This is a genomic window from Actinomycetospora sp. 2LY8.5 (genome assembly GCF_057180585.1).
On the sequence record NZ_JBXUHE010000006.1, the window covers coordinates 122,369 to 134,137 of the forward strand.

Below are 11,769 nucleotides of genomic sequence, written 5' to 3' on the forward strand. Positions count from 1 at the left end.
TCATGGTGCTGACCGACGCCGGGCTGCGGGACGCGGAGCGTTCGAGGGTGCACGCCGATGGGGGAGCCGGACCCGAGTACAGCGAGAAGTTCGCGTTGCTGGGACTCACCTTCGACGACGTCATGCTCCTGCCGGGCGAGTCGGACGTGGTGCCCTCCGAGGCGGACACGTCGGCGCGCCTGACGCGCCGGGTCACGCTGCGGGTCCCGCTCGTCAGCTCCGCGATGGACACCGTCACCGAGTCCCGCATGGCGATCGCGATGGCGCGCCAGGGCGGTATGGGCGTTCTGCACCGCAACCTCCCGGCCGAGGAGCAGGCGGCCCAGGTCGAGGTGGTCAAGCGGTCCGAGGCCGGCATGGTGACCGACCCCGTGACGTGCTCGCCGGACGACACCCTCGCCGACGTCGACGCGCTGTGCGCGAAGTTCCGGATCTCCGGGCTGCCCGTCGTCGACGAGGGCGGACGCCTGGTCGGCATCATCACCAACCGGGACATGCGCTTCGAGGTCGACCACTCGCGCCGCGTGCGCGACGTGATGACCGCCGAGGACCTCGTCACCGCGCAGGTCGGCGTCACCGCCGAGGCCGCCCTCGGGCTGCTGCGCCGCCGCAAGATCGAGAAGCTGCCGCTGGTCGACGGCGCGGGCACCCTGCGCGGCCTCATCACCGTCAAGGACTTCGTCAAGACCGAGCAGTACCCCCTCGCGACCAAGGACCCGGACGGCCGGCTGCTCTGCGGCGCGGCCGTGGGCGTCGGCGACGACGCCTGGTCGCGGGCCATGGCGCTGGTCGACGCCGGGGTGGACGTGCTGATCGTCGACACCGCGCACGGCCACTCGCGGGCGGTCACCGCGATGGTGGCCAAGCTCAAGCAGGAGCTCGGCGAACGCGTCGAGGTCGTCGGCGGCAACGTCGCCACGCGCGCCGGAGCCCAGGCGCTGGTCGACGCGGGTGCGGACGCGGTGAAGGTCGGCGTCGGCCCGGGCTCGATCTGCACCACCCGTGTCATCGCGGGCGTCGGCGTCCCCCAGATCACCGCGATCCACGAGGCCGCGGCCGCCGCGGCCCCGCACGGCGTCCCGATCATCGGTGACGGCGGCCTGCAGTCCTCCGGCGACATCGCGAAGGCCCTCGCGACCGGCGCCGGCACCGTCATGCTGGGCTCGCTGCTCGCCGGCACGGCCGAGACGCCCGGCGACCTGGTGCTGCTCGACGGCAAGCAGTTCAAGACCTACCGCGGGATGGGCTCGCTGGGCGCCATGCGCAGCCGCGGGCAGCAGGGCTCGTACTCCAAGGACCGCTACTTCCAGGACGACGTGCTCTCCGACGACAAGCTGGTGCCCGAGGGCGTCGAAGGCCGCGTACCCTTCCGGGGGCCGCTGGCCCAGGTGGCCCACCAGCTCGTCGGCGGACTGCGCGCGGCGATGGGCTACACGGGCTCGCGGACCATCGAGGAGTTGCAGCGTGCGCACCTCGTCCGCATCACCGCAGCCGGGCTGGCCGAGTCGCACCCGCACCACGTCACGATGACCGCCGAGGCGCCGAACTACGGCGCGCGTTAGCAGGGAGAGGGCCGCCGCGTGCGCGAGCAGGTCGAGATCGGGCGGAACCGCAGCGCCCAGCGCAGCTACGTCTTCGACGACCTCGACATCGTCCCGTCGCGGCGGACCCGGTCGTCGTCGGCGGTCTCGACGGCCTGGCAGCTCGACGCCTACCGCTTCGAGCTGCCGCTGCTGACCCACCCGACCGACGCGGTCGTGAGCCCCGTCACCGCGGCACGCGTGGGCGAGCTCGGCGGCCTCGGCGTGCTGAACGCCGAGGGGCTGTGGGCCCGGCACGCCGAGACCGAGAAGGTGCTCGGCGAGGTCATCACCCGCGCCGCCACCGACCCGGCCGAGGCCGTCGCGGAGCTGCAGCGACTGCACGCCGCGCCCGTGCAGCCGGCGCTGGTCACCGAGGCGCTCGACCGCATCCGCGTGGCGGGGGGCACGGTCGCCGCCCGCGTCAGCCCCCAGCACGCCCGCGAGCTGACGCCGACGCTGCTGGCGGCGGGCGTCGAGGTGCTCGTCGTGCAGGGCACGATCATCTCTGCAGAGCACGTCTCGGGAGACATCGAACTCAGCACACCGGTCGGGGAGCGGAGCTCGACCATCGGAGGGCGGGACCGGCCCGAGGCCGAGGGCCCACTGGACCTCGAGGACTTCATCGAGGGCCTCGACATCCCGGTCGTGGCGGGCGGCGTCGGCGACTACCGCACCGCGATGCACCTCATGCGCACCGGCGCCGCCGGGGTGATCGTCGGCTACGGGCAGTCCGCGGCGACCACCACCGACGATGTGCTGGGTATCGGCGTCCCGATGGCGACGGCGCTCGTCGACGCGGCCGCCGCGCGCCGCGACTACCTCGACGAGACCGGCGGGCGCTACGTGCACGTCATCGCCGACGGTGCGATGAGCACGTCGGGCGACATCGCCAAGGCCATCGCCTGCGGTGCCGACGCCGTGATGCTCGGTGAGCAGCTCGCCGCGGCGGAGGAGTCCCCGGGCGGCGGCTGGTATTGGACCCCGTCCGCGGCGCACCCGTCGCTGCCCCGCAGCGGCATCACCCGCGTGCCGACCGTGGCGCCCGACCTGGCCACGGTGCTCACCGGCCCCGCCCGCTCGGGTGCGGGCACGATGAACCTCTTCGGCGCCCTGCGTCGCGCGATGGCCAAGACCGGCTACTCCGACCTCAAGGAGTTCCAGCGCGTGGGGCTCTCGGTCCGTCGCTGACCGGTGCTCCCGCGGTCGCGCACGCTCGGCAACCGGGTGACGTCCCACGGAAGTGTTCCTGGACAGAACACGGAGGGTGCGCTGTCGTCTGAATCATGATGGCGCGCCCGGACCCCGCGTGGTCGCGGCGCGCCGTGGTCACGCCGGTGTTCGTGGGGCGCCGGGGCCCGCTCGCCGTGGTCGACCAGGCGTGGGAGGACGCGCGGGCCGGGCGTCCGGCCGTGGTGTGGGTCGAGGGCGAGGCGGGCGGGGGCAAGACGGCGTTCCTGGCCCGCGCCGCCGCCGGCCGGCGCGCGGCCGCCGTGCTCACCGCCACCGGCGACGCCGCCGAGTCCGGACTCGCGCACGGCCTGCTCGACCAGCTCGTCGCGGGCCTGCCGTCCGCGCTCCTCGACCGCTTCCCGCTCCTGCGCCCCGACCGTGCCCCGCGGGCCGACCCGTTCGCCGTCGGGGCGGACCTGCTCGGGGCGCTCGGTGCCGTGCCGGACGACGACCCGGTGCTCGTCGTGCTCGACGACGTGCAGTGGGCCGATCCCGCGTCGGTGCGGGCGCTGGTGTTCGCGCTGCGTCGGCTGCGCCACGACCGCGTGCTCGTCCTCGCGGGGATCCGGAACCCCGCGGGCGGGCTGGGGGGCCAGGCGCTGGACGGTGCGGACGCGTGGTGGGAGCGGCTGCCGGCGACGGGGGAGACGGTCCGCGGGGTGCGTCTCGAGGGCCTGGACCCCGGGGAGCTCTCGGAGCTGGCGGCGGCGCTGGGGCGGCCGCTGGGCTCGACGGGCGCGGCGGAGCGGCTCTGGCGACACACCCGCGGCCATCCGCTGCACGCCCGCACGTTGCTCGAGGAGCTTTCGGCCGAGGTGCTCGCGGGCACCGCCGACGCGCTGCCCGCCCCGCGCAGCCTGCCGTCGGTGCTGCTGGTGCGCCTGTCCCGGGCCGCCGCCCCGACCGAGGCGCTCGTCTGCGCCGCGGCCGTGCTGGGCGAGAGCACTCCGCTGGCGCTCGCCGCGGCCGTCGCGGGCCTCGACGACCCGTCCGAGGCGCTCGACGAGGCCGTCGGTCTCGAACTGGTCGCGGAGCTGCCCGGCGGGCCGCCGGTGCGGATCGGGTTCGTGCACCCGCTGGTGCGCGCGGCGGTCCGCGGCGACCTGCCCCCGGCGCGGCGTCGGGCCCTGCATACCGCTGCGGCCGCCCGGACGGCCGGACGGGCCGCGCTCGACCACCGGATCGCGGCCGCCGCCGGCCCCGACCCGTCGCTCGCCGCCGAGATCGAGGAGCTGGTCGCCGCACCCGGCGCCGCGCTCTCCGGCGCCGAGGCCGCCGACCTGCTGCGCGCGGCGGCGGACCTGTCCACCGAACCCGACGACCGCGAGCGCCGGTTGCTGGCGGCGGCCTCACGGCTGATCGGCGACGGCGAGATCGCGCGGGCGGTGGCGCTCACCGACGCGGTCGAGGGCTGCCGGCCGGGACCCTGGCGCTCGGCGGTGCTCGGCCAGCTCGCGCTGTTCACCGGGCGGTTCGGCGTGGCGCGGCAGTGGTTCGAGGCGGCGCTCGCGACGGCGCCGACGGACGACCCCGGCGAGGAACGCCCCGGCGACCGCGCCCGTGCGGGCGCCGCCGCGCACCTCGCGCTCCTGCACCTGCTGCACGGCGATCCGGAGCGTGCCGTGGGGACCGCCGGGGTGGCCCTGTCCCAGGGCGCGCGCGGCGACGACGTGCGCCTGCCGGGCGGGCTGGCGCTGGTCCTCGGGCTCGCCGCCCTGGGACGCGGCGACGACGCGCGCGCCGTGCTCGACCGCGCCACGGGCGTCGACGGCCGACCGCCCCTCGTCGACGCGCTCATCGTGCGCGGCATGCTCGCGACGCTGGCCGGCGACGACCCGGCCGCCGCCGTCGACCTCGACGACGCCGTGCAGCGGGCACGCGCGGGCGAACCGGTGCGGGGCCTGGCGCTCGCGCTGGCCTTCCGGCCCGCGGTCGCCGACCGGATCGGCGCGCCCGACGGCGTCGTCGAAGGCTTCGAGCTGGCCGTCACCCTCGCGCGCGACGGCGGCACTGCGCTGCCCGGGGCCCTCGCCCACGCCTTCGCCGCCGAGGCGCTCGCGGTCCGCGGGCGCGCCGACGAGGCCCGCGGGCACCTCGCGGCCGCGGCGGCGTCGGGACCGCGGTGGTGGGGGCTCGACGTCTGCGCGGCTGTCGCCGCCGCGCGCCTCGCCGAGGTGTCCGACGACCCCGCCGGCGTCCTCGAGGCGCTGGCGCCGACCCGGGACCCCGGCGTGCGGGTGCTCGCCGACGGGCTCGGGATGCTCGCGCCGCGGGTGCTGGAGACCGAGGCGCTGCTGGCCCTGGGGCGCACCGGCGACGGGGCCGTGGCCCTGGCCGCGCTGGAGGAGCGGGCGGCCGGGCGGCACCGCGTCGACGTCGCGCGGCTGCGGCTCGGCGTGCACGGCGGCCGGCCGCGCACCGTGGCCGAGGCGGGCGCCGAGGGGATCGCCGCGCCGCACGCGCTCGCCCGACTGGAGACCGAGATCGGGCGTCGCCTGCTCGCGGCCGGCGAACGTCGGGCGGGCGTCGACCTGCTCCGCGGCGCCCGCGACACCCTCGCCCGGCTCGGCGCCGCGCCGTGGCGGGCGCGCTGCGAGGAGCTCCTGCACAGCGCCGGGCTGACACCCGCGCCCGACGAGGCCCTCGGCCTCACCCCGCACGAGGAGGCCGTCGTCGCCCTCGTCGCCCGCGGCCTGACCAACCGCGAGATCGGGCGCGACCTCTACATCACCCCGCGCACGGTCGCCTACCACCTCTCCAACGTCTACGCGAAGCTCGGCGTCGCCTCCCGGCGCGACCTGATGCGCCCGCGCCCCATGTGAGCACTTTCCGGGGCTATAGCCCCGGAAAGTGCTCACGAGAGACCTGACTGGAAACCGGACTGGAAGGTCCGGACGGGGTGCACGACCCCTCTCGCGGCGCACGCTCGACGGCGTCGAGGAGGAGGTCCCCATGCACCTGTCGGTCGATCTCCTCCGCACGTCCGACGGGCGTCTGGAGGGCACCGTGATCACCGAGACCGGCCGTGAGCAGGCCTTCTCGGGCACGCTCGACCTGCTGCGGATCCTCGAGGACCTGCAGCCCGAGCGGCCCGGCTCCTCCGGCGCCGAGCGGCGGCCGCGGTGAAGCCGGCGACACCGCGCGTCGCCGCGGTCCTCGGCATCGTGTTCGCGGCGCTGTTCGTGGCGGCCATGCTGGCCGTCGACAACGTGCCGCACCTGAGCGCGCCGGTCACCGACTACGGCGCGTTCTACGGCGGTTCCGGCAACACCGTGGTCACCGCCGTGGCGATCTATCTGGTGCCGCTGGCCGGGATCGCGTTCCTCTGGTTCGCGGTGGCGCTGCGCTCGGTGCTCGCCGGGCTGGAGACCAACCCGTCGGCCATGGCCCACGGCCTCAACCTGCTGTCCGGGGTGCTGTTCGTCGCGCTGCTCTTCGGCGGCACCGCGGCGATGGCGACACCGGTGCTGCTGACCACCATCGGCGGCGGCGCCCCGCTCGACCCGGAGATCGCGCGCGGGCTCGCCGCGCTCGGCTACGGCCTGGTCTTCGGGTTCTCGGTCCGCGGCGCGGGCATGTTCGCGCTGACCACGACCACGCTGCTGCGCGGCGCGGGTGTCCTGCCGCGCGCCGGCGCGATCGTCGGCTACCTCCTCGCGGCCTGGCTCCTGCTCACCGCGACCGACCACCCCGCGAGCCTGCTCGTCCTGCCGGCCTGGGTGCTGCTGGTCGCCGTCGTCCTGCTGCGCCACGACCGCCGCCGGCGCCGGGCGCCCGCGCCGCCGTCCGAGGCGCCGACCCCCCTTCCCACTCCCGTCCCGACCCCGAGGAGCGAGCCATGACCACCACGCCGGACGCCCCCGCTCGGTCCCTCGCGGACATCCCCGGACCGAAGCCACTGCCGATCATCGGCAACGCCCGCGACATCGACACGACGCGGTTGATCCAGAGCGTGATGGAGCTGGCGCGGGAGTACGGGCCGATCTTCGCGCTGCACCGCCCGGGCGGGGCGTCGTACATCGCGTACGGCCTGGAGATGGTGCAGGACCTCTGCGACGACAGCCGCTTCGACAAGCTCGTCGGCACCGGTCAGCGCGAGATCCGCAAGACGCACGAGAGCGCCGGCCTGTTCACCGCGGACACCGCCGACCCGCTGTGGAAGTCCGCGCACGACATCCTGCTGCCGAGCTTCAGCACCTGGGCGATGAAGGGCTACCTCGACCCGATGGTCGACATCGCCCAGCAGCTGATGCTCAAGTGGGAGCGCCTCAACGCCGACGAGCCCATCGACGTCGCGGCGGACATGACGCGGCTGACGCTCGACACGATCGCGCTCTGCGGGTTCGGGTACCGATTCAACTCGTTCTACCGCGACTCCCAGCACCCGTTCGTCGCGGCGATGATGGAGACGCTCGCGGAGAGCAACAGGCGCCAGCGGATGTTCCCCGCGCAGATCACGCTCCGGCGGGGCGCCCAGCGGCGCTTCATGGAGAACGCGAAGTTCATGGACGACACGATCGAGAAGATCGTCCAGGAGCGGCGCGCCTCCGGGGATCCGGGCAGCGATCTGCTCGGCCACATGCTGGTCGGTACCGACAAGCAGGGGAACACGCTGCCCGACCACAACATCGTGGCCCAGTGCGGCACGTTCCTCATCGCCGGCCACGAGACCACGAGCGGGCTGCTGTCGTTCGCCGTGTCCTACCTGCTCAAGCACCCCGAGGTCGTCGCCCGCGCCCAGGAGGAGGTCGACCGGGTGCTCGGCACCGACCCGGGCATCGCACCGACCGTGGCGCAGGTCGGCCAGCTCGGGTACGTCCGGCAGATCCTCGACGAGACCCTGCGGCTCTGGCCGACGGCGCCCGCCTTCACCCGCCAGGCCCGCAGCCCGGGCGAGACCGTGGGCGGGTACGGCCCGTTCGACCCGGGCACGTCGGTCATCGCGCTGACGCCGATGCTGCACCGGCTGACCGAGGTGTGGGGCGACGACGCGGAGGAGTTCAACCCCGACCACGTGGCCCCGGAGCGTCTCGACGCGCTGCCCCCCAACGCCTACCGGCCGTTCGGGTCCGGGCAACGCGCGTGCATCGGGCGGCAGTTCGCGCTGCAGGAGGCGGTCCTCGTCCTGGGCATGCTGCTGCAGCGTTTCGAGCTGGTCGATCACGCGGACTACCAGCTGAAGATCAAGGAGACGCTGACGATCAAGCCCGAGGGGCTGACGATCACGGTCCGGCCCCGGGAGGGGCGCACGTGGGGATCGGCGCCGCGTCCGGTGGCCGTGGCCGCCGAGCCACGGCCGGCGACCCTGCCCGTCGCGCCGTCGGACCGGCACGGCACGCCGCTGCTGGTGCTGTTCGGCTCCAACCTCGGCGCGGCCGAGGACCTCGCCACCCGGATCGCCCGCGGCGGCACCGACCGGGGCTACACCGCCCGCACCGCGGCGCTCGACGAGGCCGTCGGCGAGCTGCCGACCGAGGGCGCCGTGGTGGTCGTGACCTCGTCGTACAACGGCGAGCCGCCGGACAACGCCGGGAGGTTCTGCGTGTGGCTGGACGGCGAGCAGGCCTCCGCGGTCGGCGTAAGATTCACCGTCTTCGGCTGCGGCAACCGCGACTGGGCGGCGACGTACCAGGCCGTGCCGACCCGCGTCGACGCCGGCCTGGAGGCCAAGGGCGGGACGCGCGTGTACCCGCGCGGCGAGGGCGACGCCCGCGGGGACGTCGACGCGCAGTTCGAGGACTGGTGCCGCGGGCTGTGGGACGCCCTGGGCGCGGCGCTCGGGCTCGACGCGACGGCGACCGCGACGCCCGGGGCCGGCCCGCGCCTGGAGGTGCAGATCGAGCAGCGCCGGACCGCGAGCCCGGTCGTGCAGTCCTACCGGGGCCAGGCGGCCACGGTGCGCGTCAACCGCGAGCTCACCGCCCGGGCGGGCACGCCGGGCGGGCGCTCGGTGCGCCACCTCGAGATCGCGATGCCGGCCGGCGCTTCCTACGGCGCCGGCGACCACCTCGGCGTGCTGCCTCGCAACCCGATCTCGCTGGTCAACCGGGTCACCGCGCGCTTCGGGCTCGACGGCGGCCAGTTCGTGACGCTGACCGCGAACGGCAGCGCGCCGACCCACCTGCCGGTCGGCGAGCCCTACCCGCTGCTCGCGATCCTCGCGGGCTGTGTCGAGCTGCAGGACGTGGCGAGCCGCGCCGGCCTCGCGGCGATGGCGGCGGCGATGCCTCCCGGTGAGGCGCGCGACGAGCTCGCGGGCCTCGCGGGCACCGAGAACGCGGCGAAGGCGCGCTACCGGGAGCAGATCGCCAAGCCGCGGCGCACGCTGCTCGAGCTGCTCGAGGCGCACCCGGACTGCGAGCTGGGCTTCGCGGACTTCCTCGACCTGGTGCCGCCGCTGCGCCCGCGGTTCTACTCGATCTCCTCGTCGCCGCAGGCGTCCTCGGACGTCGCGCTAACGGTCGGGGTGCTCGAGGGCCCGGCGCGCGCGGGCGACGGGTCGACCTTCCGCGGCGTGTGCTCCGGGCATCTCGACGAGGTCCCCGAGGGCGGCACGGTGTTCGCGTTCGTGCGCAGCCCCAGCATCGCGTTCCGCCCGCCGGAGAACCCGCACCTCCCGATGATCATGGTGGGGGCGGGGACGGGCATGGCGCCGTTCCGCGGGTTCCTGCAGGAGCGCGAGTCGCTGCGCACCAAGGGCGTGCCGATCGCTCGGTCGCTGCTGTTCCTCGGCTGCCGCGACCCCGAGGACGACCTGCTCTACGCCGACGAGCTCGCGGCGTTCGAGAAGGCGGGCGTGGCGACGCTGTTCCCGGCGTACTCGCGGGTACCGGGCCACCCGTACCGCTACGTCCAGCACGCGCTCGAAGGCGCGGCCGACGAGGTGTGGGCGGCGATGCAGAACGACGCCGTGGTCTACGTGTGCGGCAACGCCTCGACCATGGCGCCGGGGGTGCGCGCGGCCCTGGTGTCGGTGTTCCGCGCGAAGACCGGCGCGGGCGAGGCCGACGGCGAGGCCTGGCTCGCCGGGCTGCGGGCGTCCACCCGGTACCTCGAGGACGTCTGGGGCGAGACCGCGGTGGTGTAGGCGCCGGGTGCCGCGCCCGCCGGTTCCGACCGAAGGGCCCCTTCGGTCGCATGGACGGGCGAGGGGTGCCCTCGGCCGGAACGGGCGCGAGGTCAGAACCGGTCGGCAGGCGGGGGCACGCGGCGTTCAGTCGACGGGACGGGCGAGGCCGAGCTCGTCGAGCAGTGCCGCCAGGACCCGGCCGGCGGCGGCGACGTCGTCGGCGCCGAGGCGGGCGGTGAGCCGCTCCTCGAGGTGCGCGCGGTCGGCGCGCGCCGTCGCCACCGCCCGGTGGGCCGCCTCGGTCAGTGCCAGGGGGTGGCGGCGCCGGTCGCCGTCCGGGTCGCCGTCCGGGTCGCCGTCCGGGTCGTCGGTGCGGGCGACGTAGCCGCGAGTGACGAGCTCGCCGAGCGTCTTTCGACGCCGCCTGCCGCGCGACGCCGAGCAGGCCCGCGACCTCGGTGACCGTGCGCGGCGCACCCAGCAGGAGCTGCACCCACGTAGCCGTGCCCGACGCGCAGGCCGGTGTGCTCGGCGGCCTGCTCGGCGGCCTGCTCGGCGGCCTGCTCGGCGGCCTGCTCGGCGGCCTGCTCGGCGGCGAGGACGTGGGCGTCGACGGCCCCGGCCGGGCGCAGGGCTCGCGGGCCACGGCGATGTGCCGCTGGGCGATCGTGTTCCCGACGCCGCGCGAGCCGGAGTGCAGGAACGGCCAGACCCGGTCGGCGTCGTCGACGGTGACCTCGATGATGTGGTCGCCGCTGCCCAGCGTGCCCAGCTGCGCCTCCCACCCCTTCGTGTCGCGCGACGGGTCGAACCCGGCCTCCTCGGCGAGCTTCGTCAGCTCCCCGACCCGTGGCACCGAGGTCGCCACGACCTTGCGGTGGTGGTGCCCGGCGCCGAGCGGAATCGCCCGCTCGATCGCCCCCGCAGCGGGGCGAGGGAGCCCTTCGAGCGCAGGAGATCCCCGTGGAACTGCGTCCGGACCGCCGCCATGCCGGAGCCGATGTCGACGCCGACGGCCGCCGGCATGATCGCCCGCCGGGTCGGGATCACCGAGCCGACGGTCGCGCCGCAGCCGAGGTGCGCGTCGGGCATCGGCGCGACGTGCGGGTGGATGCAAGGGCATCGTCGCGGTGCGCTCGGCCTGCTCGCGGGTGCCGGCGTCGAGGATCGAGGCCCAGTTCGAGCAGGCGACCGTTGATCTTCTCCATGGTCGGCCTCCCCTCCCCGCGGCTCGGGCGGCGCTCCGGGAGGTGACGGTAGCCACCACGATCGTCGTGCACCCGCGATTCACGCGACCCCGAGCTCGGCGGACATCGCCGCCGTGGTCTCGAGCAGCGCCGCGGTGACGGTCTCCAGGACCTCCGCGGGAGCATCACGCTCCGGGAGGGCGAGGGCGACGACCAGCGGCGGCGAGTCGCCGGTGGTGAACACCGGCGCGGCCACGGACACGATGCCGGGGATGACCCCGCCGGAGGTCAGCGCACAGCCCCGCCGACGGACGTCCTCGGTGATCCGCTCGACCTCGGACTCCGCCGGCTCCGCGCCCTGCGCGCGCAGGACCGGCCCGGTGAGCGACCGGGGGAGGTGCGCGAGAAACACACGCCCCACCGACGACGTCAGCAGCGGCATCGTCGCCCCGACCCGCACGGTGATCGGCAGGGCGTGGGCGCCGTAGTCCCAGCGCACGATCACGGGACCGTGGTCGCCCCACACCGCGAGGTCGACGGCGTGCCCGGTCCGGTCGCGCAGCCCGGGGACGTACCAAGGAGATGGACGTCGCCACCGAGTTCCTGCGCACCGCCCCGATCAGCGAGGCCGACCGGGCGAAGATCGCGCACGGGAACGCCGAGCGGCTCCTGCGGCTCTGACGCCGGTCGTACCGTCACC

9 protein-coding genes and 1 pseudogene are annotated in these 11,769 nt (G+C 75.5%); 6 read left to right on the forward strand and 4 right to left on the reverse strand.

All coding sequences use genetic code 11. The annotated features are described in order from the left end of the window. The first annotated feature begins 2 nt into the window (after positions 1 to 2). From guaB to AC2A1K_RS10695, 6 genes are all read left to right on the forward strand, one after another. On the forward strand, positions 3 to 1,562 hold the full coding sequence (guaB, locus tag AC2A1K_RS10670; protein ID WP_483896272.1) for an IMP dehydrogenase: 1,560 nt from the start codon (positions 3 to 5) through the stop codon (positions 1,560 to 1,562). 18 nt (positions 1,563 to 1,580) lie between these two features. Continuing rightward, the gene (locus AC2A1K_RS10675) at positions 1,581 to 2,771 is read left to right on the forward strand and encodes an IMP dehydrogenase (RefSeq protein ID WP_483896273.1); all 1,191 of its coding nucleotides are present in this window, start codon (positions 1,581 to 1,583) and stop codon (positions 2,769 to 2,771) included. A gap of 95 nt (positions 2,772 to 2,866) precedes the next feature. Further along, positions 2,867 to 5,635 carry an AAA family ATPase gene (locus AC2A1K_RS10680; RefSeq protein ID WP_483896274.1) on the forward strand — a complete coding sequence of 923 codons (2,769 nt, stop codon included), beginning with the start codon at positions 2,867 to 2,869 and terminating at the stop codon, positions 5,633 to 5,635. A 130-nt stretch (positions 5,636 to 5,765) separates the two neighbouring features. Next, positions 5,766 to 5,939: a hypothetical protein gene (locus tag AC2A1K_RS10685; protein WP_483896275.1), complete on the forward strand. Its 174-nt coding sequence runs from the start codon at positions 5,766 to 5,768 to the stop codon at positions 5,937 to 5,939. Further along, positions 5,936 to 6,655, forward strand: a complete 720-nt coding sequence (locus AC2A1K_RS10690; RefSeq protein WP_483896276.1) for a hypothetical protein — start codon at positions 5,936 to 5,938, stop codon at positions 6,653 to 6,655. The genes AC2A1K_RS10685 and AC2A1K_RS10690 overlap by 4 nt, the downstream gene beginning before the upstream one ends. Next, the gene (locus AC2A1K_RS10695) at positions 6,652 to 9,900 is read left to right on the forward strand and encodes a bifunctional cytochrome P450/NADPH--P450 reductase (RefSeq protein ID WP_483896277.1); all 3,249 of its coding nucleotides are present in this window, start codon (positions 6,652 to 6,654) and stop codon (positions 9,898 to 9,900) included. Before AC2A1K_RS10690 ends, AC2A1K_RS10695 begins: the two co-directional genes overlap by 4 nt. 126 nt (positions 9,901 to 10,026) lie before the next feature. Here AC2A1K_RS10695 and AC2A1K_RS10700 read toward each other — a convergent pair whose 3' ends face one another. From AC2A1K_RS10700 to AC2A1K_RS10715, 4 genes and pseudogenes are all read right to left on the reverse strand, one after another. Next, positions 10,027 to 10,359, reverse strand: coding sequence for a hypothetical protein (locus AC2A1K_RS10700; RefSeq protein ID WP_483896278.1), 333 nt, complete (start codon positions 10,357 to 10,359; stop codon positions 10,027 to 10,029). Positions 10,360 to 10,564: 205 nt separating this feature from the next. Continuing rightward, positions 10,565 to 10,750: pseudogene (locus AC2A1K_RS10705) on the reverse strand (RtcB family protein); the annotation flags it as partial. After that, positions 10,717 to 10,974, reverse strand: a complete 258-nt coding sequence (locus AC2A1K_RS10710) for an RtcB family protein (RefSeq protein ID WP_483896279.1) — start codon at positions 10,972 to 10,974, stop codon at positions 10,717 to 10,719. The pseudogene AC2A1K_RS10705 and the gene AC2A1K_RS10710, both read right to left, overlap by 34 nt. Before the next feature lie 195 nt (positions 10,975 to 11,169). Continuing rightward, positions 11,170 to 11,631, reverse strand: coding sequence for an IclR family transcriptional regulator domain-containing protein (locus tag AC2A1K_RS10715; protein WP_483896371.1), 462 nt, complete (start codon positions 11,629 to 11,631; stop codon positions 11,170 to 11,172). Between the last annotated feature and the right edge of the window lie 138 nt (positions 11,632 to 11,769).